Below are 26,850 nucleotides of genomic sequence, written 5' to 3' on the forward strand. Positions count from 1 at the left end.
AATGCCTGCTACGCATCGCCTTGATTTGCCTGCGATTGAACGTGCACTGCGTGAAGTGCAAAACCGCTTCACCGAGCTCAGCCGGCACTTCACGGAGCCGCGCGATCCCTTGACTGACGAAGTGCTGCAAAATGTGCTTGAAGGCTACGCGTTGATTGACGACTATGTTGCCCGCGGCGTTGATCTGTTTGACCTCCAGCAACTGAACCTGATGCTCGAGATCAACGCCACGGTGCTTTGTGGCCGAGACCCGGCGCGCCGCTTGGAATACGCCCAGCACCTGGCCGCGACCGAGGCGCATTTCTTCAACAACGTTGAGGGAGGCATCAAGGACTTGTACAACTGGTATTGCGCGTATCGCAGCGAATCCGTCTGGAAGCGTGCAGCTGGGGTCTATGTGCGCATTCTCAGCAAGCCACAGTTGTTCATCGAAGGAAACAACCGCAGCGGGTCGCTCATCGTCAGCTACCTGCTCATGCGCGCGGGTTTGCCGCCTTTCGTGTTGACGCTGGAAAACGCCGAGGGCTACTTCAACCCGTCATCGGTCATACGCAACTCTGCCAAACATGGCGTCAAGGCGTTGTACGAATTGCCCAAGATCAAGAAAAAATACGCAGCCTTTCTGGAAGAACAAGCGCCTGACCCGATAAAATTCTTTCTCAAAGGCAAGCCTTTGCCCCTCTCTCAAGGCGGCCATTGATGAGCAGGTATCCAGCGCTCTCCAAATGCAAAACCATCGGCAGCCGGGTAGGGCGGGCTCTGCGCTGCGCTATCCCAACGCAGATATCCAGGCGTCAGCGCATACGCATTTCGTTTGATATCGATGACACGCTCGCCTGCCAGCTCCATCACTGCGAAGTCGAGCACAGCAGACTGCCGGCCAGTGTCCATCGTTGGTTGGGTGAACCGTTGCGCAGGGGCACACGGTCCCTGATCCGAGAGCTGCGCCGCCAGGATTGCAGCATCTGGGTCTATACCTCGTCTGGTCGCACGCCGTCCTATATCCGGCGTTGGCTGCTGCTATATGGCATCCGCGTTGACGGTGTGGTCAACAGCGTACTGCACAACCGCGCCCTGACAGTGCACGGCTTGTCCAATTCGCCTTCGAAGTATCCACCAGCGTTCGATATCGACCTGCACGTCGATGATTCCGAGGGCGTGCAGATAGAGGGGGATGATCACGGGTTTCGCGTGGTCGTGGTGCATCCTGAGGATGAGCGCTGGACACAGAAAGTGCTGGATGCGGTCACCATTGTCCAGGCTCAGCTGGCGTGGCAGCAGATGCCTGTCCAGCGAGCTTCGTTGCGCCGGGTACCGACTATTTAGCAGGAGAGTGATTGTGTGCCGCATGCCATCCGAGTGATCGACGCAGAGAGTTGTCGGAAGTTACCTGGCCAACGCGCGTCCCCGCCGGTAGCAAAGGACACATATCGGCGCCGCGCTTCGACATTGAAGCGAACCGTGTAGCCCTGATCTCGGGCATGGCGCCGCAGTTCAAAGTCGATGTTAGGCTCGATGTCTTCCCTCCGGTTGGCCAGTCCGGGCAGTACAAAGAGACCGACCACGTGTGGATCATGCTTCACACCGGCTCCCGGGGGCGTAGGGAACATTATCGGCACCTACTTCATCGAGAAGGCCCGTGAGGAGATGCGCACAGTCACTCTCCATCCCCCGGCACAACGTTTAAACTCAACCGCTCCGAACCCTCGAAGGACCGTCCCCTGTGAACGTCAACGACGCCAGTTTCGAAGAGCTGCTCAACGCTTTGCATGATGGCGTCTACATCACCGATGGCGACGGCAGGACGCTGAAAGTCAATCAAGCCTATGAACGCCTGACTGGACTCAGTGGTGCAGATCTCATAGGCCGTCCCATGCAGGAACTGGTGGAGGAGGGCGTCATCTCGCAGTCGGCCACGTTGCGGGTATTGCGCGAAGGGCGGCCGGTGTCGGTAATGCAAAGCCTGAGTCAGGGCAAGAAATTACTGGTCAGCGCCACGGCGATTCTCGACGCTGAGAACCGGGTTTCGTATGTTGTCAGTACCGTGCGTGACATGACTGAACTGCTGCGCATGAAACACGAGCGCGATGAGTTGCAACAACTCAAGCAACTGCGCAGCAGCACTGCCAAATTGCATGCCGGCCAACGAGACAACCTCCTGAATTCTCCGCTCATGGCCGATCAGGAAGTTTCCGGACGCGTCTTTTCGCTGGCCCGGCAGGTGGCCAACAGCTCAGTGAAGGTTTTGCTTCAGGGCGAAACCGGCGTCGGAAAGACCCTCGTGGCGCAATTCATCCATAACGCCAGTCCCCGTGCCAGCGAACCATTTCTCGCACTCAACTGCGGTGCGCTGCCCGAGAACCTGATCGAAGCCGAGCTGTTTGGCTATGCGCCCGGAGCGTTCACTGGCGCAGGCGCTAAAGGCAAGCGCGGCCTGCTGGAGCTGGCGCATCACGGAACATTGTTTCTCGATGAAATTGGCGATCTGCCACTGCCGGTGCAGGTCAAGTTACTCAAGGTCATCGAAGAAAACCGCTTCATTCCTGTCGGTGGCCTGGAGCTGAAGGAGGTCGATGTACGCATCATTAGCGCCAGCCACCATAACCTCAAGCTACTGGTGGCCGAAGGTCGTTTTCGCGCCGATCTGTATTACCGGCTCAATGTGGTGCCGATCCACATTCCGGCATTGCGCGAGCGTAGAGAGGAAATCCCGCCGCTTTTGCACTACTACCTCGATAGCTTCAATGCCCGCTATGAACGCCAGGTTCAATGGAGTCTCGAAGCCCTCGACCTGATGTGCGAGTACGCCTGGCCCGGCAATATCCGCGAGTTGATCAACATCGTCGAACGGCTGGTGGTGACCAATCAGACCGGGACTATCGAGGCGCTCGACATGCCCGAGGAGATCCTCGATCTCAATCCGCGCAATAGCAATGACACCGGCTTGCCATTGCGCAAGGTATTGGAAAATGCCGAGCGCAGCGCGATTCGTGCGGCGCTGCGTGTGCACAAGACCACGCGCCTTGCAGCCAAGGCGTTAGGCGTGAGTCAGGCGACCGTGGTACAGAAAATGAAGCGCTGGGAACATTCTGATTAGGATTCTGATCAACCCCGATCAAATCGATCAGAAAACTAATCGGGACTGACCGGCAAAAAACCTTCCATTATCGTGCGAATCGCGCAAAGGCCCACGCCACCGGGGCTTTGCGAGCATTGGCACGTCTTTCGCTAACTCGTATGGCACGTCTTCCAATAAAACAACATCAACTGGACGAGCCCGATGAATATCTCTGCTTTTAAAATCGCGAACAAATTGATCACAGGACAAGGCGCTATCGAGCAGCTTTCGGCTGAGCTGACTCGCCTCGATGTCCAGAATCCGCTGATCGTCACCGACGCCATCCTGCTGAAGTCCGGCACCGTTGATCTGGCGCTGGCGCAACTGGGTGGCCGCCATTTCGGCGTTTTCGATGCGGTCAAACCGGAGCCGGAAATCGCCATCGTAGAGGACTGCACCCGCGCCTATCGCAACGGCAGCCATGACGGCTTGATTGCCGTGGGTGGCGGCAGTGCCATCGACATTGCCAAGGGTGTCGCGGCCTATGCCGAGCATGGCGGTCCGCTGACGGAGCTGTTCGGTGTCGATCTGGTAAAGCGTAAGGGCCCTGCGTTGATTGCGATTCCAACGACCGCTGGCACGGGCTCGGAAGTCACCAACGTAGCGATTTTTTCCGACAAGCAAGCGCAGTTGAAGAAAGGCATTGTCAGCGACTACCTGCTACCCGATGTGGCTTTGGTTTGCCCGACCATGACATTGACCTGTCCATGCAGTGTGACGGCAGCCAGTGGCGTCGATGCGCTGGTACATGCGGTCGAGGCCTATCTTTCGCTCAACGCTTCGCTCATCACTGACGCCATCGCGTTAGGCGCTATCAAGCTGATCGCCAAGGCGCTGCCGAAGGCTTACGCCAATCCATCCAACCTGCAAGCGCGGGAAGACATGGCCACCGGCAGCTTGATGGCCGGCATGGCATTTGGTAACGCCGGAGTAGGGGCGGTGCACGCGTTGGCTTACCCATTGGGCGGGCGTTTCAACATTGCCCATGGCGTCAGCAACGCCTTGCTGCTGCCGTACGTGATGGAGTGGAACAAGACGGCCTGCGTCGAACGCTTTCGTGATATCGCCGAAGCCATGGGCGTGCGTGTCGAACACCTGAGCAACAAGGACGCGGCGGATCAGGCCGTCAAAGCCATGGCCGATCTATGCGCCGCTGTGGATATTCCATCCGGCCTGCGCAGTTTCAACGTGCCTGAGGAGGCCATTCCGGCAATGGCCGAGGAGGCCAGCAAGATCGACCGCTTGATGCGTAACAACCCGCGCAAGCTGACCGCCGCCGATATCGAGAAGATCTATCGCGCTGCCTATTGATCTGCGTCACTCACGACTCCGCTAGTACCGGAGCGTGCGCCCGTACAAAACCAATAAAACAGGTGAACTCAATGTCTGACACTCCTGCGCAGCGGAGCGAAAGCCCGTACATCCCGCTGGGTCCTTTCAAGGTCCGGTTGCCGTTTATTCACTACAAGATCGAGCTCCCGGATTACCTCCAGGGCTTGCTGATGTGCGCCGTGGATCTGGCCGCCATTCCCCTGATGACCGAACTGCTCGGCATGCCATTCGAGGTCGCACTTGCCGTCGTGATGCTCAATGGCTTGCTGTACCTGGCGCACCATTTACTCGGTGACCCTACCGTACCTGGCTGGATTACCCCGGCGGTGCCTCTGTTGATGGCTTACTGCGCTCAATTCCCAATGGGCCCGGAGCGTGTCCACGCCTTGATTGCCTTCCAGTTGATGCTAGGGATTTTTTCAATAGCCCTGGGGGCGACCGGAATGGCGAAGAAGGTGGTGGAATATGTGCCCTCGGCGATCAAATCCGGGATTATCGTCGGGGCCGGCTTGAGTGCGGTGATCGCGGTGTTCCAGGTTGGCGGTAAATTCAATGTACTGCCCTGGACCATTTCCATTGCGGTCGGCATTGCCTTCTATTTGATCTTCTCCCAGCACTTCAACGAGCTCAAGCAGCGCAACCGCTTCTGGTGGAACTTCGCCAAGCTCGGCATCTTGCCGATCGTTCTGCTGGCCGTGGTGATTGCACCATTGTTTGGTGAAGCGTCGTGGCCAACGATCCAGTGGGGTATCAGCAAACCGGATTTTGCCGGCCTGTGGAACAACTACACCGTGTTCGGCCTGGGCATGCCGCCACTGTCCATGTTCATCTCCGCGCTGCCGACCATGCTGGCGGCGTACATCATCGTCTTCGGCGATGTGCTCAGCGCAAAATCGCTCCTCGATGAGGCAGAAACCGTCCGCACGGATGAAGTCGTCGACTACAACGCCGACCGTGCTCACCTGATTTTCGGTGCGCGTAATGCGTTCATGAGCATCTTTGGCCCGGATGTCGCCATGTGCGGCCCGAAATGGGCGGCGATGCTGGTGGTGGTGATCGAACGTTTCAAAGGTGGGCCGAAGGCGATGAAGTCGATCATCGGCGGTGTCGGGTCGTTCCGTTGGGGGACCAACAGCGGTCTGCTGTTGTTGCCGGTCGTGACCCTGGTGCAGCCGATTCTCGGTGTTGCGCTGTCGTTGACCTTGCTGATCCAGGGTTATGTCAGTGTGCGTTTGGGCATCCTTGAGGCGCGTAGCCAGCGCGACTTGGGTATCGCGGGGGTGATTGGCGCGGTACTGGCCATCAAAGGCGCGAGTTGGGCCTTCGGGATTGGCGTCGTGTTGTGCTTGCTGATCTACGGCAGGAATTTCTTCAAGGGCGAGGTGGATGGGACGTTTGCCAAGGATTTGAAGGTTGCGCCTGCCAAGCCTGCTAAAGGTGGTGAGTCAGTCACGACTGTTAAGCAAATGGCAGAGGAGGCTATGGCTGATTCATAAGTCGGTCAGAGAGGAGGGGGGCGCTGCTTATTCAATGCGAGGGGATCATGGCCATCCACAGTGATGGCCTTTTGCTTTTAACCGTGTCCCGCTAGAATTCGTGCCCACTCTCTGTGAGCGGCATTCGTAAAAATTACGCAAGGAAGTCGATATGCAATTTGCAAAAGCCATGGGCCTCGCCTTGGCATTGAGCCTCAGTGGATGCGCCAGTTTCCCCAAAGATGAAGTAGCCCCCGTGAATCTGCCATCGATGGCCAGCTACTCGAACAAGCCGAACGTCTATGTCGACTTCGATTTCTATCAGGGCGAACCCGGCAATGCCAAAGCCACCGAGGTGCCGCAGGCTCGGGACATGCTCAAGCCTGATCTGAAGCGGACCTTCGATGAATCAGGGCTCTTTGGGCGCGTAGTCTTCGACGAGTTCCAGAAGCAACCAGGCGACTGCAGTCTTCGATTGAAGGTCTACAACCATGCGCCAGGCGGTGGGCAAATGGTCCTGGCATTCATCAGCGGCTTCACGTTCACGATCATTCCTGCGCTGGCAACCGACCAGTACACGGTGAGCCTGGAAACCCTGGATGAGCAGGGTCAGCCGGTGGGCAAGACCAGCAACCACGATGCGGTCAACACGTGGCTGGGTATCTGGTTCCTGCCCCTGGCAGGTAATACGCCCAAAGCCGCCATCACCGACACCTTCAACCGGCAGGTCAACGCACTGTTGAAAAACTGGGTCGACAACAACCGCATGAAATACTCCGCTGTCGATACCCACATTCCGCGGGGCTGACAGCCGAAAGAAAAAGAGCCGCAACCGCGGCTCTTTTTTTGATCACTTCAACGCTTGAGTGAACTGTGGATCGCTGTACAAGCTCTTGAGCAAGTCTTGCACCATAGGGTTGTAATTGTTCGCCGCAGCCGGAATGGCGATCGGACCGAAGAAACTGCTGTCCCAATCACGCTGCACGTCTTTGGTGGTTTCGTATAAAACCTGGTCACCTTTACGCAGCGTGAAGCGCGCAGCCAGCTCGCCATGGCCGTTGCTCATGCCAGCGGTGAGCTGGCTCTTGACCAATTGAATCTGCAGTTGCCGGTCAGCACGAGGATCCAGCAAACCAGCCTGACGGAGCTCATCGTTGATCGCTGCCTGGATGTGCAGTGGAACGCTGCCCACGGGCGAAGAAATCGGGTTCAGGCGAACCATCAAAGACCCTTGGCCTGAATCAGCATTCACCTGTGTTTCGCGCAGGTGTTGCATGGGCTCATTTTTCTTGAGCTGCTGAACGTTCTGGAAATTGGGTTCATAGCGGGTCATGGTCACACCACAGCCTTGTAGCAGCAGCGCGCAGAACGGTAGAGCCAGGTAGAGCTTCTTCACAGCAAATCCTTATGTGCTTTTGAGAAGGGGGTGATTATCGGCAGATAGCTTTAAGCCATCAATGAGGAACTGAGGTTTGGCGACACGTAAACATATTGTTTAACATAATATACATTATGTGTACTCACTGGTGCTTCGGCAGTACTGAGATCCAGGTTGTATTCAAGCTGTGGGCCAAGGCTGCTTCAAGGTAAGCATTTCGGGAGAAAGCCCCGTAGCCGTTCTCGTAGAACCCGCCGCCATGATTTCGGTAGCGACGTCCTGTAGAACACAACCTGCGAGGCCTTTCTCGGGCAGATCCCCGTACTGAGGAATTGAGTATCAGCTAATCTCCGCAATTGAATCTTTATGCCTATGCAATATAACGCACTATCCCTTGTTCATTTCCCCAAACCCAACCGGATACCACAATCTTTCCGTCGGGTTGTATGGCAACTCTCTTAGCCATATCCATTCCTCGCATGTCCGTTATGACCCTACCTTGTGTGCCGAACTCACTATCAAATGCTCCGTTGGGAAGCAATCGCGTCAATCCGAAAGCGACGCTGGAAGCTCCCGACGCAGGCGCTATTGCCAGAATTTTATGGTCGGGTTGTATGGCCATGCCACTGCCTTGAGTCTGGTAACCGGGGAACTCGATGGCAGCAGGTTCTCCTCCGTTAAAAGTACCGTCCATGGTTCCGTCGGGATTAATTCTTGTTGCAACTATCCGCAACTGTGATTCGATACTGGCCCAGCCAATGGCCATGATTTTCCCATCCGCCTGTCTTTCTATTGCGGTAATTTCCGACAGGCCAGTCGAACCGATTTCGATTGTGACCGTGCCGTTCTTGCCAAAGTCGAGGTCGCGTCGTCCATCACTCAGAAAAGCTACAATCAAGGCACCACCCCATCTTCCGCCGAGTAGCATCCGGCTGTCGGGGAGTGCAACGACTGACGTAAATTGATACCCCATTACAGACACCATGCCGGCGTCACCAAAACTCAGATCCAGGTTACCCATGCTGTCAAGGCGAACGAGCTCTGCAGTAGGTTGGCCACCTGGTGTCTCGGCTTGTGCGACGAGGATGATTTTTTCGTCGGACTGGATAGCCAGCGCACTGGAAGAGTAGGACTTACCCGGAACCGGAGAATTCACATAGGCACCTCCTCCTTGGCCAAAATCGAGGTCCAATTCGCCCCCAGGCAATATTCTAACGACATAGAGAATGTTCACAGTTCCCGCTGCAACAGTGCCGAATATCAATGCACCGCCACCGGGTTGGGACTTCAAGGCAGAGACTTTTCTGACCGAGCCCTTCAACGTGATGTTTTTTCTTCCTTGCTCGCCAAAAGATTCGTCTACGGTGCCATCATCAAGGTGTTGGACTAGCAGGAGTTCAGAACGATCATCCCGCCTTCCTGCCGTAAGTATTTTTCCATTATCGAGTAATGCTGTTTCCCCTTGAATGGGGCCTATCACTTTCCCTCCATTGCCAAAGCTCGGGTCCAACTCACCAGCCGATGCCTTACTTTGAGTAGCCATGCCTGTTTCTCCTTTTCTGATGAAGCTTGATGAAACTTGATTAAGAAGAGGCGGCTTCTGCGTCGCTACTGTCATCTTTGACAGTAGCGACCAATGGTTAGGGCGTTTTGATGTACAGATACGATTAGCAGCGTTTCCATCAATCGTCGCCCTGTCAGATCCTGTAATAAATCGTCTCGTATGAAATGTTGGAAAGCGTTGTAGGATTTCCTCCCCAACTATTTCCAGGTCTGTATGAACACCCTTCAGGAACCCCCCAGTCGCCTTTCAAAGCACCGTTTTCTCTCCTGCGCCCCAGCGCCCTGCATACAAGCGTTGCAGCCCCCTTCCCTCGCATTGATCGTCCGAGGGCGCGAATAATCCATGGAATGGATCGTTGACCCCACGGCATGGCTCGGCCTGCTGACCTTGATCGTGCTGGAGCTGGTGCTCGGCATCGATAACCTCGTATTCATCGCCATCCTGGCTGACAAACTTCCGCCCGAGCAGCGCGACCGTGCCCGTATCATCGGCCTGTCACTGGCGTTGCTGATGCGCCTTGGCCTCCTCGCCAGCATCTCCTGGATGGTGACGTTGACCAACCCGTTGTTCGAGGTCTTCGACAAGACGTTCTCGGGCCGGGATTTGATCATGCTGTTCGGTGGTGTGTTCCTGTTGTTCAAGGCGACCATGGAGTTGCATGAACGACTCGAGGGCCACGTGGCGCAACGTGCCGGCAATGCCGCCTATGCGATGTTCTGGCCGATCGTTGCGCAGATTGTGGTGCTGGACGCGGTCTTTTCCCTGGATGCGGTGATCACGGCCGTGGGGATGGTGGAGCATCTGTCGGTCATGATGATCGCGGTAATGTTCTCGATCGGCTTGATGATGATCGCGAGCAAGCCGCTGACGAAATTCGTCAACGGCCACCCTACCGTCATCATGCTGTGCCTGGGCTTCTTGATGATGATCGGCTTCAGTCTCACGGCTGAAGGCCTGGGCTTCCACATCCCGAAAGGCTACTTGTACGCCGCGATTGGTTTTTCGATCCTGATCGAACTGTTCAACCAGTTGGCGCGCTCCCGTCGCAAGAAAAGCCTGCAAGGTCTACGTCCGATGCGTGAGCGTACTGCCCATGCGGTGTTGCGCCTGCTGGGCGGTCAAAAGCTGGATGCCGATGAAGTCGGTGAGGAAATCGCCGACATGTTGGAAGGCGACGATCCGGAGCAGGTTTTCCATCGGCGCGAACGGGTGATGATCAGTGGCGTGCTGCAACTGGCCGAGCGACCGATACGCAGTGTGATGACGCCTCGTGCGCAAATCGACCACCTCGACTTGGCCGATGCAGCGGAACAAATCCGTACGACGCTGATGCACTCTTCCTACTCGCGCTTGCCATTGATCCGGGAAGGACGCGTGGATGAGCCGCTAGGCTTTGTCCATAAGAAAGAACTGCTCAAGGAAATACTGGCAGGCAATCAGCCGAATCTGGAAGTCATGGCGCGCAAAGCCATCAACCTGCTCGACAGTTTCACGATCCTCAATGCACTGGAGCAAATGCGTAAGGCGTCGACCCACATCGCGTTCGTGGTGAATGAGTTTGGTGACTTCGTCGGCCTCCTCACCATGACTGACATCCTGGAATCCATTGCGGGTGAACTGCCGGATGCCAGTGAAATCGAAGGTCCGAACATTGTTCCCCAGCAAGAAGGTTTCCTTGTCAGCGGTGCCCTGAATCTCAGTCTGGTCCGCGAACACATCGGCTTTCAGGCAAAAGCGACGGAAGATTACCAGACGCTTGCCGGGTTGGTGATGAGCCTGCTGGATCGCTTGCCTATCATTGGAGACACACTCAGTTGCCAAGGATGGAGCATGACCGTGATGGCGGTTGAAGAGCGTCGGGTGACCAGGGTGCTGTTGCGTCAGGAATAAGCCCGGAATGAGGCCGCTTTTGCGGCCTCATTTATTCTCGCCGCTATCAAAACGGGTCATCTCGGGTGGCGGACTCCAGCCCCTGGAGGTACCTTCTCGGTGTCATCTAACGATTGGAGCCGTGACGGTGAGTGTCGATATCGATTGCGTAGTCGTGGGTGCAGGGGTTGTAGGTCTTGCCATCGCACGCGAAATGGCCCTGGCAGGTCACGAAGTCCTGGTGATTGAAGCTGGAGCGGCAATCGGTATTGGCACGAGTTCGCGTAACTCGGAGGTCATCCACGCTGGGATCTACTACCCTCCCGGGAGCCTGAAAGCCCGACTGTGCGTCGAGGGCAGACAGGCACTCTATGCGTATTGCGATAGCCACGGGGTCAATACGCGCAGAACTGGAAAGCTGATCGTCGCCAACACTGACGCGCAAGTAGGCCAGCTTCAATTCTTGCTCAAGCGAGGGCATGAAAACGGTGTGGATGATCTGCGTCTGCTTGATCGTAATCAGGCCATCACTCTGGAACCGGCGCTTGAGTGCATCGCTGCGTTGTATTCACCTTCGACCGGCATCGTCGACGCCCATGGGCTGATGTTGGCGTTGCAGGGGGACGCCGAGACGGCCGGCACCAGCATCGCGCTCCATGCCCCGCTGCTCGGTGCAAGGGCGACAGCCGACGGTTTTCTTCTTCACGTGGGTGGGGACGCCCCCATGGCGCTTTCATGTCGCCGGCTGATCAATGCTGCGGGTCTCCATGCTCCGGCATTGGCGCGGCGCATAGACGGTTTGTCATCTGACGCGGTGCCGCGTGGCTATTTGTGCAAGGGAAGTTACTTCAGCGTGTCCGGGCGAGTGCCCTTCACCCATCTGGTCTATCCGGCACCGGAAGCCGACGGTCTCGGGGTGCATATGACCCTCGATTTGGGTGGACAGGCACGTTTCGGTCCGGATACCGAATGGGTCGAAACCGAGGATTACCAGGTCAATCCGGCTCGCGCAGACAGTTTCTATTCGGCCATTCGCAGCTACTGGCCCGACTTGCCGGACGGTAGCCTGCAACCGGGCTACAGCGGGATTCGCCCGAAGATCTCGGCGCCTGGGGAGCCTGCCCGCGATTTTATGATCAGCAGCCAGCGCGAGCATGACGTCCCGGGACTGATCAATTTGTTCGGCATAGAGTCTCCCGGACTGACGTCATGCCTGGCCATTGCCCAGCACGTACGTGAGCTAATTGAACGACGTCACGCTTAACCAGATTTGATCCAGAAAGTGGTCTGTCTTTAGGCATGCAGTTTTCTGCGGGCTTCGGTCGAGAGGACTTGCTACTGCGTCTGGCCGGTCAGTTGGAACGAGCCTTGCCATGGGCAGCACGCAAACCTGAGGTCTGGGCTGGAAAGCTATAGCCCGTAGGGTAACGCTCCGCGCAAGCTTGGCTAGCCCGCTTGCGCTTTTTAACAGACGATCTGGATAACCGGCCTACTTCCCTCCAGTCACATCCAGGAACGTTCCCGTCACAAACGAAGCCTCTTCCCCCGCCAACCAGAGAATGGCACGCGCGACCTCCTCCGGCTGGCCCCCACGCCCCATGGGGATCGTATCCCTCACCCGGTCGACTCTGCCCGGCTCTCCCCCACTCGCGTGCATTTCGGTATAGATATGCCCGGGTCGAACGCAGTTGACCCGAATACCCTCCCGAGCGACTTCCTTGGCATAGCCGGTCGTGAACGTTTCGACCGCGCCCTTGGACGCCGCGTAGTCCACGTATTCATTCGGGCTGCCGAGACGAGCTGAGGCCGAGGAAATATTGATGACTGCACCGCCACTTCCGCCATAGCGATAGGCCATGCGCCGAGTAGCCTGCTGCGCGCAGAGCATCGGGCCCAAGGTGTTCACCGCAAATATTCGCTGCATGCGCTCGAAGCCAAGATCCTCCAAGCGACACTGCTGTGCGAGTATCGAGGCGTTGTTGACCAGCACATCGATTCGCCCGAAGCGCAGGTCAAGGGCGGCGAACAGTTCGGCGACCTGTGCTGGATCGGCGTTATCGGCATGTACTGCCAAGGCACGGCCACCCCTGGCCTCGACCTGAGCGACCACCGCTGACGCCGACGCTTCATCGGCAATGTAGCTCAGCACGACGTCGTAACCTAGCTCAGCGGCCAGTATCGCCGTCGCCGCCCCGATCCCGCGCCCGCCTCCGGTGATCAGGATCACGGGCTTTTGCGAACGTTCATTCATGGTCAATCCTCACGACTGGATGAAAAAAAGCAATGTCAGCCAATTACCAGCGTACCGAGCGCAATGACTGCGCAGGCCAACAGCTTGCGCAGGGTCAATGCTTCGCCAAGAAAGGCGTACCCGATCAACGCGGCGAACATGACGCTGGTTTCTCGCAGGGCGGACACCGCCCCCATCGGCGCATGGGCCATGGCATAGATCACGACCCCGTAGGCCAGCAATGAAACCAGCCCGCCAGCAACGGCCACGGCAAAACCCGGCCGCAGGGCAAAGAGACTTTGGGTGTCTCGCAGCCCGATATAAACCATGGGCATCATCACCCCCCACAATAGGCACATCCAGGCGGTGTAGGCCATTGGCGCCCCTGAGAGGCGAACACCGATGCCATCGACAACGCTGTAGGCGGCGATGAACAAACCGGTTCCCAGTGCGTAGGGCAAGTTAGGCAACGCTCGCCGGCGCCTTGTAAAGGCCAGCGATAGGATTCCAGTCGACACCAACGCAATCCCCAGCAATCCACTCGGCGCCACTCGCTCACCGGCGAACAGCGAAGCGGCCAGGACAATCAGAATTGGGGAGACACCGCGGGCGATGGGATAGGTTTGGCCCAGGTCTGCGGATTTGTAACTGCGCACCAGGAACAGGTTGTAACCCACGTGCAATACAGCGGAGAACCCGGCGTAAAACCAGCTTGCACGGGCAGGCGGCGCCAGTAGCGCCGCCACGATGAAGCTCGCCACGGCAATCGCCATGCACATGATGGTCATGGACCACAAACGGTCGGTGCCCCCGCGCAGCATGGCATTCCAGCTGGCGTGCAACAGCGCGGCGAACAAGACGAGGCAGATGATGTGTAAGTGCATGCATCATCCTAGACCGATCAAGTTGCGCTATAAAAGCAAAGTCTCTTCATCCAGGCATGAAGAAAAGCTCATGCATAAGCCTGCTGAGCGTCAACTGCCTGGGTCACCAGCCAACGGCGAAAGCTGGCAATGTGCGGCTGAGTCTCGATCCCTTTGGGACAGACAAAGTAATACGCCAGGGGCGATGCGACCGGCAGTTCGAAAAGCCTTTCAAGGCGGCCGTCATTAAGCTCGGCTTCGACATGCCCGCTGCGTGCCAGGGCGATACCTTGCCCCAACAGCGCCGCCTCGATGGTCATATTGGTGTCGGCGTAGCGAATGCTTTCCTTCAAGGTCGTGACCTCGACACCCACCTGGGCAAACCACTGTTCCCATTTCGGCACCAACGCTGCGCCATCGCGCGTCAGCAGCGGATAGCGCAGCAATTCGGCGGCTGTTTGAGGCTTACCAAAACGTGCGAGCAACGCCGGGCTTGCGACGGGGAAAATCTGCTCGCGGAACAGAAACTCCGAGAACAGCGAAGGGAAATGACCGTTGCCCAGACGGATAGCAACGTCTGGGTCTGCCGTCGAGAAGTTAATGGGGTTGTCGGTACTGTCCAAGGTCAGCAGGATTTCCGGATGCGCTTGCGCCAGATCCGGGAGCCTGGGCAACAACCACTTCAAGGCCAAGGAATAGGTCGTGCTGACGCTCAGTCGCTGCCGCCCGTTTTGCTCGCGCAAATCGGCCAGGGTGGCCTCGAGCTTCATGAAGAACTCGCGCACGATGGGCGCGAGCGCTGCCCCTGCCGAGGTCAGGTGCAGCGCATTACCGCGATGAAACAACTGCAATCCCCAGAGCTGCTCCAAATGCTTGAGCTGATGGCTCACCGCGCTCTGCGTGACATGCAATTCCTCTGCTGCCGCTGTGAAGGTGGCGTGCCGCGTGGCGGCTTCAAAGGCGCGCAGGCTCGAAGAAGGCGGGAGGTTTCGCATGAGGGTCCCTTCTATGAGTAAACCTTCATGCTAGCGACTTTGCATCGCTCGTTATAGCCCATCTGCTCACCAGCCACGGAGTCAAGTGCCGGGCGGTTTATCCTTCAGGCTTTCGGGACTGCCAGTGCAGAGACCATCCATGACCAAGTCCATCAATCTGGCGAGACGTGAGCGCCATTCGCTTTGGGAATCGATTTGCCATATTCCGGCAGTGGCTAGGAAAAAGTCGTCGTGGGTAACCCCGCTACGAATCGTTCCGGCCTTTTCATTGGCCCTCAAAAGCGACTCGGCAGCGGCCTGGACCGGCGCGTATCCCGACTTCCCTGGGAACTCGTAAGTGGAAGCGGCTTGTCGTATCGCGGACGCAAGTCCCGCCTTTGTCATTGCGTATTCAGCGAGGCAGTCCATCCATTCCCGGAGGGCTTGCTTAGGGGGTTTTGTCGCGAGCAGCTCTTCCGCCAACGAGGCCACCTGCTGCATTTCGAATTGATAAAGCTCGAATACCAACTCCTCTCTGTTGGCGAAATGGCGATAGAACGTGCCCTGCCCCACGCCGGCTTTTTTCGCAATCGTGCTCAAAGGGGCCGCAGGATCCAGTGTCAGTTCTGCCACAGCGACCTTCAGAATTTGTTCGCGGTTTTTCTTGGCGTCAGAACGCATCGCCAATTCATCATTCCTGGGCAAAGTTTTTTCCTTCGCTGCATTGCAAAGCGGACAATTGTCCGGTAGTTTTTTTGACAAGTGGACAATTGTCCGCTTGCGTACCCTTACCGGAGTTTACTATGAACAGCACGGGCAATACGATCCTGGTTACCGGCAGCACCTCAGGCATAGGCCTTGGCCTGGCGCTGAGGCTTCACAAGGCGGGTAACACCATCATCATCGCGGGACGGCGCAAGGCGCTGCTCGACAAGATCGTGTCGGAACATCCAGGTATTGAATCGGTATTGCTGGACGTCTGCGATCCACACTCCATCCAACGCGCCAGCGAAGCGCTTGCGGTCAGTCACCCAAACCTGAACGTGCTGATAAACAACGCTGGCATCATGCAGTGGGAGGATCTGACTGAACCGGAAAACCTGAGCACCGCCGAAGCTATCGTGACGACGAACCTGCTTGGCACGATTCGTATGGTGTACGCATTCATACCTCAGCTGATCAAGCAGCCCAGTGCGACGATCATCAATGTCAGTTCGGCTCTGGCATTCGTCCCACTGCCTGCAACGCCGACCTACAGCGCAACCAAAGCGGCCGTTCATTCGTTCACTCAAAGTCTTCGCGTGCAGCTGGAGGCCTCGCCCGTCGAGGTGATCGAGCTTGCACCGCCGGGTGTGCGCACCACGTTGCTTGGGCAGGAAAATGACGAACACGCCATGCCTCTGGATGAGTTCTTGGATGAAATCTTCGAGCTGTTCGAGATCTCTCCAACCCCACAGGAGCTTATCGTTGAGCGCGCGAAACCCTTGCGGTTTGCTGAGGCGAGCGGCTCGCATAATGAGATATTGAACATGCTTGCGGGCTACAAACCACCTGCAGAGTGATATTGACCATGCCATCGCTGTAGTCCGGAAAGGGCCTGCAGCGAGGCCCCTATAGCTTGCGCAACGCTCCGCCCTCCTGCTCCAAACGCTCCAGATACGCAGCGCCATCCAGCAGTTGACAAGGAAGGGTCGAACTCACCGCAGTGCCCAGGTTGAACTGGACATTCGGCGCCCTGGTCGCCGCCGCCAGGCCAACCACATCTATGGACGAGAAACCCGCGGCCTCGATGTCCGTACCATCCACCGCGTGGAATCGTGCCAGTAACCACTCATGCACTGCGGAGTGGGCATTCAAAGGACGTGCATTAACGCTGCTTCAGATACACCCCAGCCAGCCCGTCCTGTGGATCCGGCACAGCGTTGTAGCCAATGACCGCAAAACCTTTCACCAATTGAATGTGATACGGACCGCTCTTCTCGCAAGCTTGCGGTTCGCGCACGATGATCAGGTTGTCGGTTTCCATCGGCACGGTGTGACGCTCGGTCCCCCTGTCCTTCAGTGTCACCGTGAATTCCGCGACTTCTTTTCCGTTGGCGTCACGGTCCGGCAGGATCTTCAAGTCCAGATCCGCGTCGCGCCCGAAGGCATCCTGACGCATCCGATAATGGCCGCTGCGCTGGTCTGCGTCGACGTCGTCGATTTTATCGACATCCAATTCCCGTTCTTCATCGTGCAACAGGACTGCCCATTGCCGGCCGTCGTCCTTGGCATCGCTGGTCCAGGTACCGGTGAAAGAATAGGGCTCGCCGTTTTCCCGGGAGATCCGCCAGGTACCCGTTCGATCACCATCGTCGGCATATTCCTGGAGGCTGATGAGGTCGTCGTCAACGTCTTCCCGAATGCCCAGCAGCTTGATCGGTTCGCCATTGCCCGCCTGGGTATAGCGCACTTCGCCAATGATCACGGTGCCCTGTGCCTGGTACCAGAGTTCTACCGGGGTCTTGCCGTCGAGGGTTCCGGCAAGAATCACTGGATCCTCATTTTCCGGGCCTTCCAGGCTCGATTGTTCATGCCACTGGCCCTCTTTCAATTCCCCTGTGGTGCGCAGTGTGTAGCCGCTGGGCATGCTGGTATTTTCGCCAGGCTCGCTGGGTTGGATTTTCTCCTCGGTGTCCGAGTAGAGCAGGACCAACTCATCGCCGCGCATTTTCCAGTGAGTGGCGCGACTCCAGCGGTCGTCGCGGTCGGTTTGCGAAAGCAGGACGCCGTCCAGCGGGCTGACGGAGAATATGCCCTTGCTGTCCTCCTTCGCCAGGCTCGTCAGGGCCGGGTTGAGGACCCACTGGGTTGTCTGCGGGTCTTGCAGGTAGACGTCGAACGTCGGTGTGTAGATCGCATCGGGATGATTGCCGTTGCGGATCGCCAAGTCCTGGCGACCATCGAAGTTGAAGTCGTCGAAGTACAACAGGCTCTGGGGGCCGAGTAGCCAGTTATCGACCTTTCCGTTGCGGTCCACGGGTACATTGCCGGCGGGTGTCTGCAATTGCTGCAGGACTTCGAGGGTTTTGCTGTCGCGCACGGTGAAAAAGGCTTGTGCCAACTGATGCGGATCTTCCGGCGGCGCTGCAAACAGCACTTCGACCAGGTATTGGCCGCTGCGATCATTCACCGAAAACGCCCGCGGTTCGGCCACGGCCGGAGCGGCCAGAACCGTGGAAAGAAGCACACTGCTGACGAACGAACGCATCCACGCACTTCCTTGTTGAAATTCGGGGCCGCAGTTTAGCGACAACAATGATTCACCGCGAGAGACGACTGTTGCTATCAGATAGGCCCGGACTGTAACTGACGCCCTCCTCGCCCTTCGCTTACTGTCGTGGCTCATCCCAAGGAGTGATCCCCATGCCGGATACTGCCAATCTCTACCTGTTCGTGGTTGCTGTCGTGCTCCTGCTGATCGTTCCGGGGCCCAACATGGCCTTTGTCACCAGCCATGCGCTGGCTCACGGCTGGCGTGCCGGCGTCGCTGCGGCCCTCGGCATTTCCTTTTCGGACATGCTGATGACGATGATGGTCAGTGCTGGCATTGGCGCGCTGGTGATGAGCTGGGCGCCGGCGTTCGACGTGCTGCGCCTGGCCGGGGCCGGTTATCTGCTGTGGCTGGCCTGGCAAGCGCTGAGAACGCCGGCCGCGACTCAGGACAACCAGCTGCAGGCGGCTTCGCTGTGGAAAATCTTCTGCCGAGGCGCCCTCAACAGCCTCTTGAATCCCAAGGCGCTACTGTTCTTCATGGTGTTCCTGCCCCAGTTCGTCAACGTCAAGGCCGGCGGCGTCAGCCTGCAGTTGATCTTCCTCGGCGCGTTGCTGGCACTGATTGCCCTTGTCTTTCACACGCTGCTGGGTGTTTGTGCCGCGCAGCTCAGGACGAAACTGGCGAACGGTGGGATTTCAAGACGCCTGGGCACGTACGGTTTTGCCGGGGTCATGGCTGCGCTGGCGGCACGCCTGTTGTTTCTTGACCGACCGCTTTGACCCGCGACGCCTCAGGGTTGGCCTATGCTTACCCCATCCACTGCGGAGCTGGATCAATGTCGTCACCCGAAACCACCCTCCTCCAAAGCTGGCACCACAACGCTCAGGCCTGGATCGAGGCCATCCGCACGGGGGCCATCGAAAGCCGTCAAACGGTTACCGACCAGGCCATCCTGCTGGCGGTACTGAGTCGTCAACCCGAACGCGTGCTGGATTTGGGCTGTGGCGAAGGTTGGCTGCTGCGGGCGCTGGGCGAACGGGGCATCGAGGCGGTGGGCGTGGATGGCGATGCAACGCTGATCGAGGCGGCCCGGGCGTCGGGTTCCTCGCCGGTGCATCTGGCCAGCTATGCAGCGCTGGTGGAGACGAAGGTGGACGTCGGCAGCGGCTATGACCTGATCTGTGCCAACTTCGCCCTGTTGCACCAGGACATCATCCCGTTGCTCGCCGCGATGAACGCCCTGCTCAGCCCAGGCGGCGCGCTGGTGGTCCAGACGCTGCATCCCTGGACGGTCGCGGCGGGCGATTATCAGGACGGCTGGCGAGAAGAAACCTTCGATGGGTTCAAAGGCCGATGGCAGCCCATGCCGTGGTACTTCCGCACCTTGTCCAGTTGGCTCAATGCCCTGGACATGGCCGGTTTTCGACTGGTGGGCCTGCAAGAACCGCAGCACCCACAAAGCCCGGTGCCGCAGTCGTTGCTGCTGCTGGCCGAGCAATCCCCGTCATGGCGTTAGCGACTCGACGGTAAAACAGCCCGAGCGATAAACCCGGCGCGCCTGCATGCCGCGCTTTTGCAGGGTTTTGCGGACAGTTCTGAGGAACATGCCGTGGGAGATAACGATCGTGATCTTCCCAGGCTCGCTGCAACCGTTGTAAAGCTCATCCGCCACACCGAGCGCCCGCTGGTGTTCGGCTTTTCGGCTGGCCGCCCCCAGTGAAATCCCAAGCAACCACAAGATCCTGTGCAACGCGAACCAATGCCTCACGCCCATCTTCAGGACGGGAATGCTGCTCAACCGCAGGTCATACTCACGTAATCGAGCATCCTGTTGGATACGCCCTACGTCGAACAACCTGCACGCCGTCGCGTAGGCTCTGTTGACGGGCGAGGAGATGATGCTGGCTTCGCTCGCCAGGAGCTCTTGGGACACGCCCGACTGGCTCAGGAAGGCGGCAATTTCAGCCTCATCGATGGATGAAGTCTGGTTGTATTCGTCTAATAGCAACTTGGCTGAACGCGCATTGCAGGGTTTGTAATCGATCAACGGCGTGGCATGGCGTATCAGGTAAATCACGGCAACAGCTCCTTGTTTTCTCGGTAAATCCCTTTCGAAGCGCACCTGTATACAGGCAACGACGGCATTCATCGAGTGCCATGCTGTTTTATCAGGGGAATAAACCCGTGGCGAGGGAACTTGCTCCCGCTCGGCTGTAGGAGCTGGCGAAGCCTGCGATCTTCTGATCTTTCGCTTGAAATTCAAGTGTCCGGGGAAAGATCGCAGCCTCGCTGCACTCGACAGCTCCTACGTCCTACGGCGCAGCCCAGCGGGAGCAAGCCGCGATGTTCCAGACCAACATCGACACGCGACCTACCGCCCGCCTGTCTGGCAAGATGGTGGTGACCATGCGACCGATGAAAGCCGCCGCGGCCATCCAGGCGATCCAGATCACCGGGCGCATGCCCAACGTTCACGGCGCCCCGGTGCACATCGGCGATCCATCACTGATCGGCATCCGATCCCTGGACACGCCGGATTACGGCGACGCCGTGCCAGTGGAAGCGGACGAGATTCCGGTGTTCTGGGCCTGCGGCGTGACACCGCAATCGGTGGTCCAGGCCTCGCGCCCACCGCTGTGCATCACCCACGCCCCGGGCTGCATGCTGGTGACGGACTTATGGAACAGTGATTTGTAAGCCTCGAACGAGGCGGCTTTTTAAATTTGAAGGGATACACGATGAACACAGCTCAGCGATCGATTCAACAGTACATCCTTGCCAAGGACGGCAACCGCCCGCACCTGCTGGACCAGGCCTTTACGCCGACGGCTATTCTGGACATGGTCGTGCACACCGGTTCCATCACCTTTCCCGAGCACGTGGAGGGCCGTTCCGCCATTGGCGATGTGCTGGTCAGCCGCTTCGGCCAGACTTTCGAAAATGTCTACACCTTCTGCCTGGCCGCCCCGCCGCCAGCAGACGCCGAAGCGTTCCAGTGCAAATGGCTGGTGGCGATGTCAGACAAGAACAGCGGCGAGGCACGTGTCGGTTGTGGCCTGTATGACTGGCAGTTCGATCCGCAGTCGCGACTGGCCGAGGGATTGACCATCACCATCGAACACATGAAGACCCTGCCGGCGACCGATCTGCCGATGATCATGGCCTGGGCATCGAGGCTGGACTATCCATGGTGCCAGCCTGAAGCGGCTATCAGTAACGTGCCGGATTTCGGCGAGTTGCGAGAAGTAGTCCTGTACATGGCTGATGCCGAGCAGTGAAGAATATGAAGCCTGCCTAGCCATTGCGCGAGGGGTCTTCTCTGTGGGAGCGACGCTTGCTCGCGACGCAGGCGCCTCGATTTCCAGGGCGACCGAGTTATCCTCATCGCGGGCAAGCCTTGCTCACAGCTGGAAAAAGGCTACCAGGACATCATTTTCCAGACCGACATCCTGCGCCTGGACAGCGTGCGCAACGCACTGCTGACCCGTTATCCGATGCATTGGGTGGTGCGCACCGGCTCCGCCTATGACCGCGCCTATGGGTCGCTGGAGGATTTGTCCCAAGAGCGTATCGTGACCTTCTCGCGCAACTCACGGCCCCACCAGGACATTCTCAACCTGCTGCATTCGGCCAACATCGTCTCGCCACGCATCAACTGCGTGAACTCGGCATCGGTCATCACCCGCCTGGTTAGCGACGGCTTTGGCATTGGCGCCATGCCGGCGGCGCTGGTGGTCGGTGAACTGGCCCAAGGCACCTTGACGTTGGTCGATGGCGTGCCGCTGCCCTCGGTCATGGACATCGTCGCCAGTTGGCGGACCGGCGCCGGCATGGAGCGGGTGGAAGACATCGTCAGCCTGACCCGGGAAGTGGTCGACGAGTTCGTCGCGCAGTTGCCAGCGGCGTACCGACTGGCGACGCAAGACTTCAGCGGGCTGTAAGTGAACTGCAATATCCCCGACTTATTCTGAGCCAAGCGCACTGCGGCGAACGCTGGTTGTGCATGTCGCCCACTCGGAATGATCCAGGGAGTCCGCCATGAAGATCAGTGTATTCGGAAGTGGTTACGTAGGGCTGGTGCAAGCCGCCGTGTTGGCTGAAGTGGGCCATGACGTGGTCTGCATGGACATCGACGAGCGCAAGGTCGACAGCCTGCGGCAAGGCCAGGTGAGCATTTTCGAGCCCGGCCTGGCCGCGCTGGTGCGTGAAGGATTGGAGGCCGGGCGCTTGCACTTCACCGGTGACGAACAGCTTGCCGTGCAACACGGCCAGGTGCTGTTTATCGCAGTGGGCACGCCTTCCCGGGACGATGGCAGCGCAGATTTGAACCAGGTCCTGGCCGTTGGCGAGGCGGTTGCCCGCTATCGCGAGCAACCGCTCATTGTGGTGGAGAAGTCCACCGTGCCGGTGGGCACCGGCGACGTTCTGCGGACGCACATCGACAGATGCCTGCTCAAGGCCAGTCGCCTGCTGCAGTTCGATATCGTCTCCAATCCCGAATTCCTCAAGGAAGGCTCGGCAGTCGCCGATTGCCGTCGTCCGGATCGCATCGTGATCGGCTGCGAGCGCGATGAAGTGCGCGAAACCATGCGCGACCTGTACGCCCCTTTCAACCGTAACCATGACCGAATTCTCTTCATGGACCTGCGCAGCGCCGAACTGACCAAATACGCGGCCAACGGCATGCTGGCGACCAAGATCAGCTTTATCAACCAGATCGCCGAACTGGCCGAACACCTGGGGGCCGACATCGAGTCCGTGCGCCTGGGCATCGGCGCTGACTCGCGCATCGGCTATCACTTCATCTACCCTGGATGCGGCTACGGCGGCTCGTGCTTTCCCAAGGACATGCGCGCCTTGATCCACACCGCCGAACAGGCCCACTGTTCCAGCGACTTGCTACAAGCGGTGGAAGCCATCAACGGGCGGCAGAAACACAAGCTGTTCGAGCGGATCAACGCGTTCTACCAGGGCGATCTACGCGGCAAGACCTTCGCGCTGTGGGGCCTGGCCTTCAAGCCCAACACCGACGACATGCGCGACGCACCAAGCCGCACCCTGCTGGAGTCGCTTTGGGCCGCAGGTGCCAGCGTCCGTGCGTTTGACCCGGAAGCGATGCAGCAGACGCAATTGCTCTACCCCGACGAGACCCGACTCATGCTGATGGGCACGCCGGAATCGGTGTTGCCGGGGGCGGACGCACTGGTCATCTGCACCGAATGGCAGCCCTTCAAGGCGCCGGACTTCGACTTGATCCGACAACGGCTCAAGGCCCCGGTCATTTTCGACGGTCGCAACCTGTTCGACCCAGAGCGCATGGCCGACAAGGGCTTCACCTATTTCCCGATGGGCCGCGGGCAGTCGCGCAACCTGCCCATTGCCCAGCAAACGTGGTTCCCTGCCTCAAGAAGTGCTTGAGCCGGGCCGTTACTTCAAAATTAATGCACTCAACCAGCATTAATATGAATTTGTAAGCTAGGGTTGGGATCGGCACACTGTGCACCGTTCCTCCCCCAACTGTTGGAACACTTAAAGGGCTTTCTGGGACTTCTCCGTAAGCCCCTTTTTTTGTTCGTTTTTTGGATTTTCGTTGAATGTTTTCTCGCTGGATCCCCGCCGCTATCAATACCCGTCCCACCGAATGGAGCCGCGCCGCCATCGGCATGGCGCTGGGGACGATGTTTAGTGTCTGGCTATGTGGCCAGGTCTTTGGGCTTGAGGTGGCACAACACCTGATCGGCCCCCTCGGCGCCTCCGCCGTGCTGTTGTTCGCCGTGTCATCGGGCGCCCTCGCCCAGCCCTGGTCGATTGTCGGCGGTTACCTGTGTGCGTCGGTCGTTGCGTTGCTGGTGGCCCATGTATTGGGCCGTACGCTGGGCAGCGCCTGCCTGGCGGCCGGCATGGCACTGGTGTTGATGTGCTGGCTGCGTTGCCTGCACCCGCCGGCAGGCGCCCTGGCGGCGACATTGGTGCTGGCAGATCCGTCCATCATTGCCCTGGACTGGCAGGCGGTCGGCGCTGCCCTGTTGGCCGGCTCCGGGTTGCTCGCCTTTGCCTTGGCCTACAACAACTTGACGCGGGTGCGCTATCCCAAGCGCGCCAGCGAACCGGTGGCCGTCATACCGGCTGACCACCCTCCTGTCGACCGCCAGGCCATCACCGCCGAAGACCTGAAATTGGCCCTGGCGGAAATGGAAGCCTTCTTCGACGTCACCCCGGAAGATCTCGAGCAATTGATTCACGTCAGCGAGCGAAATGCCAAGCGCCGCAGCATCACCGAGGTCCTTTCCAGTCGCGGTTGAGCCTGTGGCTGCTATAAATATGCAGACAGGACCTGCACGTATCCCGCTTGTGCAAGGCAAATTTGCACTGGTACGATCCTGATCGGGTACGCGCGATACAATTCATAAAAAACAATAAAAGCAGGGAGTTAGCGATGACAGCTCAGGTTTCATCCCAAGCTGCGGACACCATCGAAGCCGTGGCCCATGAGGTGCTGGTCGACGTTCGCAATCACATTGGCCACTTGACCCTGAACCGCCCCGCCGGCCTCAATGCCCTCACCCTGGGCATGGTGCGCAGCTTGCAGCAACAACTCGATACGTGGGCACTCGACCCACAGATCCGCGCCGTGGTATTGCGTGGCGCGGGCGACAAAGCCTTCTGCGCCGGCGGCGATATCCGCTCGCTGTACGACAGCCACAAGCAGGGCGACACCCTGCATGAAGATTTCTTCGTCGAGGAATACGCCCTCGACCTGACGATCCACCACTACCGCAAACCGATCCTGGCCCTGATGGATGGCTTCGTGCTCGGCGGCGGCATGGGCCTGGTGCAAGGCGCCGACCTGCGGGTCGTGACCGAACGCAGTCGCCTGGGCATGCCGGAAGTCGCCATCGGTTATTTCCCGGACGTGGGCGGCAGTTATTTCCTGCCACGCATTCCCGGTGAGTTGGGTATCTACCTGGGCGTCAGCGGCGTACAGATCCGCGCCGCCGACGCGTTGTATTGCGGGCTCGCCGACTGGTACCTCGACAGCCGCAAGCTCAAGCAGCTCGACGAGCGCCTCGATCAACTGGAATGGCACGACACGCCGCTCAAGGACCTGCAAAGCCTGCTGGCCAAACTCGGCCAGCAACAGCTTCCCGCCCCGCCCCTGGCCGACTTGCGGCCGGCCATCGACCACTTCTTTGCCCTGCCCGACGTGCCCAGCATGGTCGAGCAGTTGCGCCAGGTCACCGTCGCCAACAGCCACGAATGGGCGCTGAAGACCGCCGACGTGCTGGACAGCCGTTCTCCCCTGGCCATGGCCGTGACCGTCGAAATGCTCCGGCGCGGCCGGCATCTGAGTCTGGAAGACTGTTTTGCCCTGGAGCTGCACCTGGACCGGCAATGGTTCGAACGCGGTGACCTGATCGAAGGCGTGCGCGCCTTGCTGATCGACAAAGACAAGAACCCGCGCTGGAACCCGCCGACCCTGGAGGCGCTGGACGCCGACCATGTGGCGAGTTTCTTCGACGGCTTCGACGACCACGGGAACTGAGCCATGCACGACCTCGAACTGACCGAAGAACAAGTGATGATCCGCGACATGGCCCGGGACTTCGTCCGTGGTGAAATCGCCCCCCATGCCCAGGCGTGGGAAAAGGCCGGCTGGATTGACGACGGCCTGGTGGCGAAGATGGGCGAACTGGGCCTGTTGGGGATGGTGGTGCCGGAAGAATGGGGCGGCACCTACGTCGATTACGTGGCCTATGCCCTGGCGGTGGAGGAAATCTCCGCGGGCGACGGTGCGACCGGGGCCCTGATGAGCATCCACAACTCGGTGGGGTGTGGACCGGTCCTGAATTTTGGCACCGATGAACAGAAGCAGACGTGGCTGGCCGACCTCGCCAGTGGCCAGGCCATTGGCTGCTTCTGCCTGACCGAGCCCCAAGCCGGTTCCGAAGCCCACAACCTGCGCACCCGGGCCGAACTGCGCGATGGTCAGTGGGTCATCAACGGCGCCAAGCAGTTCGTCAGCAACGGCAAGCGGGCGAAACTGGCGATCGTGTTTGCCGTGACGGACCCGGAGCTGGGTAAAAAAGGCATTTCGGCGTTCCTGGTGCCCACCGATACGCCGGGGTTCATCGTCGATCGCACCGAGCACAAGATGGGCATCCGCGCCTCGGACACTTGTGCGGTGACCTTGAGCAACTGCACCGTCCCCGAGGCCAACCTGCTGGGTGCGCGGGGCAAAGGCCTGGCCATCGCCCTGTCCAACCTGGAAGGCGGCCGCATCGGCATCGCGGCGCAAGCCCTGGGCATCGCCCGTGCAGCATTTGAAGCGGCGCTGGCTTACGCGCGTGATAGGGTCCAGTTCGACAAGCCGATCATCGAGCACCAGAGCATCGCCAACCTGCTGGCCGACATGCACACCCGTATCAACGCCACCCGCCTGCTCATCCTCCACGCCGCCCGCCTGCGCAGCGCCGGCAAGCCATGCCTGTCAGAAGCCTCCCAGGCCAAGCTGTTCGCCTCGGAGATGGCCGAGAAGGTCTGCTCCTCGGCCATACAGATTCACGGTGGGTACGGGTACCTCGAGGATTATCCGGTAGAGCGCTACTACCGCGATGCGCGGATTACCCAGATCTATGAAGGATCGAGCGAAATACAACGCATGGTCATCGCCCGGGAACTCAAGCACTACCTGGTGTAACCAAATCCCCTGTGGCGAGGGAGCTTGCTCCCGCTGGCCTGCGCAGCAGGCCCCTGCGGTTCTTCAGGTGAACCGCAGGGGCCTGTTTTGCGA

Annotated in this window: 25 protein-coding genes and 2 pseudogenes; 18 read left to right on the forward strand and 9 right to left on the reverse strand. The window is 58.8% G+C overall.

Annotated elements, in window-relative coordinates; all coding sequences use genetic code 11:
• Position 1: 1 nt before the first annotated feature.
• On the forward strand, positions 2–700 hold the full coding sequence (locus tag AD659_RS11485) for a hypothetical protein (protein WP_053121238.1): 699 nt from the start codon (positions 2–4) through the stop codon (positions 698–700).
• Positions 700–1,326 carry a hypothetical protein gene (locus tag AD659_RS11490; protein ID WP_082343540.1) on the forward strand — a complete coding sequence of 209 codons (627 nt, stop codon included), beginning with the start codon at positions 700–702 and terminating at the stop codon, positions 1,324–1,326. The genes AD659_RS11485 and AD659_RS11490 overlap by 1 nt, the downstream gene beginning before the upstream one ends.
• A 23-nt stretch (positions 1,327–1,349) precedes the next feature.
• Here the strand turns inward: AD659_RS11490 and AD659_RS30175 are convergent.
• A pseudogene (locus AD659_RS30175) lies at positions 1,350–1,553 on the reverse strand (sigma 54-dependent transcriptional regulator); the annotation flags it as partial.
• Between the two features lie 170 nt (positions 1,554–1,723).
• Between AD659_RS30175 and AD659_RS11495 the strand changes: the two are divergent.
• From AD659_RS11495 to AD659_RS11510, 4 genes are all read left to right on the forward strand, one after another.
• Positions 1,724–3,097, forward strand: coding sequence for a sigma-54 interaction domain-containing protein (locus tag AD659_RS11495; protein WP_053121240.1), 1,374 nt, complete (start codon positions 1,724–1,726; stop codon positions 3,095–3,097).
• Between the two features lie 183 nt (positions 3,098–3,280).
• Positions 3,281–4,429, forward strand: coding sequence for an iron-containing alcohol dehydrogenase (locus AD659_RS11500; RefSeq protein ID WP_053121242.1), 1,149 nt, complete (start codon positions 3,281–3,283; stop codon positions 4,427–4,429).
• Positions 4,430–4,500: 71 nt separating this feature from the next.
• Positions 4,501–5,946 (forward strand): hypothetical protein, encoded by a 1,446-nt coding sequence (locus AD659_RS11505; protein WP_053121244.1) that lies wholly within the window; start codon positions 4,501–4,503, stop codon positions 5,944–5,946.
• Between the two features lie 151 nt (positions 5,947–6,097).
• On the forward strand, positions 6,098–6,733 hold the full coding sequence (locus AD659_RS11510) for a hypothetical protein (protein WP_053121246.1): 636 nt from the start codon (positions 6,098–6,100) through the stop codon (positions 6,731–6,733).
• A 42-nt stretch (positions 6,734–6,775) separates the two neighbouring features.
• Here the strand turns inward: AD659_RS11510 and AD659_RS11515 are convergent, their stop codons facing one another.
• Together AD659_RS11515 and AD659_RS11520 are read right to left on the reverse strand one after the other, a co-directional pair.
• Positions 6,776–7,321, reverse strand: coding sequence for a hypothetical protein (locus tag AD659_RS11515; RefSeq protein WP_053121248.1), 546 nt, complete (start codon positions 7,319–7,321; stop codon positions 6,776–6,778).
• A 352-nt stretch (positions 7,322–7,673) separates the two neighbouring features.
• Complete coding sequence (locus AD659_RS11520; protein WP_053121250.1) at positions 7,674–8,846, reverse strand: delta-60 repeat domain-containing protein; 1,173 nt, start codon at positions 8,844–8,846, stop codon at positions 7,674–7,676.
• Between the two features lie 363 nt (positions 8,847–9,209).
• On the opposite strand from AD659_RS11520, the gene AD659_RS11525 reads away from it, so the two are divergent.
• Positions 9,210–10,757: a TerC family protein gene (locus AD659_RS11525; protein ID WP_053121252.1), complete on the forward strand. Its 1,548-nt coding sequence runs from the start codon at positions 9,210–9,212 to the stop codon at positions 10,755–10,757.
• A 127-nt stretch (positions 10,758–10,884) separates the two neighbouring features.
• Positions 10,885–12,000, forward strand: coding sequence for an NAD(P)/FAD-dependent oxidoreductase (locus AD659_RS11530; protein ID WP_053121381.1), 1,116 nt, complete (start codon positions 10,885–10,887; stop codon positions 11,998–12,000).
• A 225-nt stretch (positions 12,001–12,225) separates the two neighbouring features.
• Here AD659_RS11530 and AD659_RS11535 read toward each other — a convergent pair whose 3' ends face one another.
• From AD659_RS11535 to AD659_RS11550, 4 genes are all read right to left on the reverse strand, one after another.
• Positions 12,226–12,987 carry an SDR family oxidoreductase gene (locus AD659_RS11535; RefSeq protein WP_053121254.1) on the reverse strand — a complete coding sequence of 254 codons (762 nt, stop codon included), beginning with the start codon at positions 12,985–12,987 and terminating at the stop codon, positions 12,226–12,228.
• 35 nt (positions 12,988–13,022) lie between these two features.
• Positions 13,023–13,850 carry a DMT family transporter gene (locus AD659_RS11540; protein ID WP_053121256.1) on the reverse strand — a complete coding sequence of 276 codons (828 nt, stop codon included), beginning with the start codon at positions 13,848–13,850 and terminating at the stop codon, positions 13,023–13,025.
• A gap of 68 nt (positions 13,851–13,918) precedes the next feature.
• Positions 13,919–14,824 (reverse strand): transcriptional regulator GcvA, encoded by a 906-nt coding sequence (gene gcvA, locus AD659_RS11545; RefSeq protein WP_053121258.1) that lies wholly within the window; start codon positions 14,822–14,824, stop codon positions 13,919–13,921.
• Positions 14,825–14,905: 81 nt separating this feature from the next.
• Entirely contained in the window at positions 14,906–15,484 is a 579-nt protein-coding gene (locus AD659_RS11550) for a TetR/AcrR family transcriptional regulator (protein ID WP_053121383.1), read from the reverse strand.
• A 122-nt stretch (positions 15,485–15,606) separates the two neighbouring features.
• Between AD659_RS11550 and AD659_RS11555 the strand changes: the two genes are divergently transcribed.
• Positions 15,607–16,365 carry an SDR family oxidoreductase gene (locus tag AD659_RS11555; protein ID WP_053121260.1) on the forward strand — a complete coding sequence of 253 codons (759 nt, stop codon included), beginning with the start codon at positions 15,607–15,609 and terminating at the stop codon, positions 16,363–16,365.
• A gap of 305 nt (positions 16,366–16,670) precedes the next feature.
• On the opposite strand, the gene AD659_RS11565 is transcribed toward AD659_RS11555, so the two are convergent.
• Positions 16,671–18,053, reverse strand: coding sequence for an XAC2610-related protein (locus tag AD659_RS11565; protein ID WP_053121264.1), 1,383 nt, complete (start codon positions 18,051–18,053; stop codon positions 16,671–16,673).
• Positions 18,054–18,208: 155 nt separating this feature from the next.
• Here AD659_RS11565 and AD659_RS11570 point away from each other — a divergent pair, with 155 nt between their 5' ends.
• Complete coding sequence (locus AD659_RS11570; protein ID WP_053121266.1) at positions 18,209–18,838, forward strand: LysE family translocator; 630 nt, start codon at positions 18,209–18,211, stop codon at positions 18,836–18,838.
• A gap of 56 nt (positions 18,839–18,894) precedes the next feature.
• On the forward strand, positions 18,895–19,575 hold the full coding sequence (locus AD659_RS11575) for a class I SAM-dependent methyltransferase (protein ID WP_053121269.1): 681 nt from the start codon (positions 18,895–18,897) through the stop codon (positions 19,573–19,575).
• Here AD659_RS11575 and AD659_RS11580 read toward each other — a convergent pair.
• The gene (locus tag AD659_RS11580; protein ID WP_169788900.1) at positions 19,564–20,208 is read right to left on the reverse strand and encodes a histidine phosphatase family protein; all 645 of its coding nucleotides are present in this window, start codon (positions 20,206–20,208) and stop codon (positions 19,564–19,566) included. The two genes, AD659_RS11575 and AD659_RS11580, sit on opposite strands and share 12 nt — an antisense overlap.
• Before the next feature lie 176 nt (positions 20,209–20,384).
• Between AD659_RS11580 and AD659_RS11585 the strand changes: the two are divergent.
• The 7 genes and pseudogenes from AD659_RS11585 to AD659_RS11615 all read left to right on the forward strand — a co-directional run.
• Positions 20,385–20,756: pseudogene (locus tag AD659_RS11585) on the forward strand (D-glutamate cyclase family protein); the annotation flags it as partial.
• Positions 20,757–20,797: 41 nt separating this feature from the next.
• Positions 20,798–21,337, forward strand: coding sequence for a hypothetical protein (locus AD659_RS11590; protein ID WP_053121273.1), 540 nt, complete (start codon positions 20,798–20,800; stop codon positions 21,335–21,337).
• A 129-nt stretch (positions 21,338–21,466) separates the two neighbouring features.
• Positions 21,467–22,000 carry a substrate-binding domain-containing protein gene (locus AD659_RS11595; RefSeq protein WP_269457831.1) on the forward strand — a complete coding sequence of 178 codons (534 nt, stop codon included), beginning with the start codon at positions 21,467–21,469 and terminating at the stop codon, positions 21,998–22,000.
• 97 nt (positions 22,001–22,097) lie between these two features.
• Positions 22,098–23,477 (forward strand): UDP-glucose dehydrogenase family protein, encoded by a 1,380-nt coding sequence (locus tag AD659_RS11600; protein WP_053121275.1) that lies wholly within the window; start codon positions 22,098–22,100, stop codon positions 23,475–23,477.
• Between the two features lie 176 nt (positions 23,478–23,653).
• On the forward strand, positions 23,654–24,361 hold the full coding sequence (locus AD659_RS11605) for an HPP family protein (RefSeq protein ID WP_053121277.1): 708 nt from the start codon (positions 23,654–23,656) through the stop codon (positions 24,359–24,361).
• Between the two features lie 134 nt (positions 24,362–24,495).
• Positions 24,496–25,602: an enoyl-CoA hydratase/isomerase family protein gene (locus AD659_RS11610; RefSeq protein WP_053121279.1), complete on the forward strand. Its 1,107-nt coding sequence runs from the start codon at positions 24,496–24,498 to the stop codon at positions 25,600–25,602.
• A gap of 3 nt (positions 25,603–25,605) precedes the next feature.
• Complete coding sequence (locus tag AD659_RS11615; RefSeq protein ID WP_053121281.1) at positions 25,606–26,757, forward strand: acyl-CoA dehydrogenase family protein; 1,152 nt, start codon at positions 25,606–25,608, stop codon at positions 26,755–26,757.
• Positions 26,758–26,850: the final 93 nt, after the last annotated feature.

The organism is Pseudomonas thivervalensis, assembly GCF_001269655.1.
Taxonomy (GTDB): Bacteria; Pseudomonadota; Gammaproteobacteria; order Pseudomonadales; family Pseudomonadaceae; genus Aquipseudomonas; species Aquipseudomonas thivervalensis.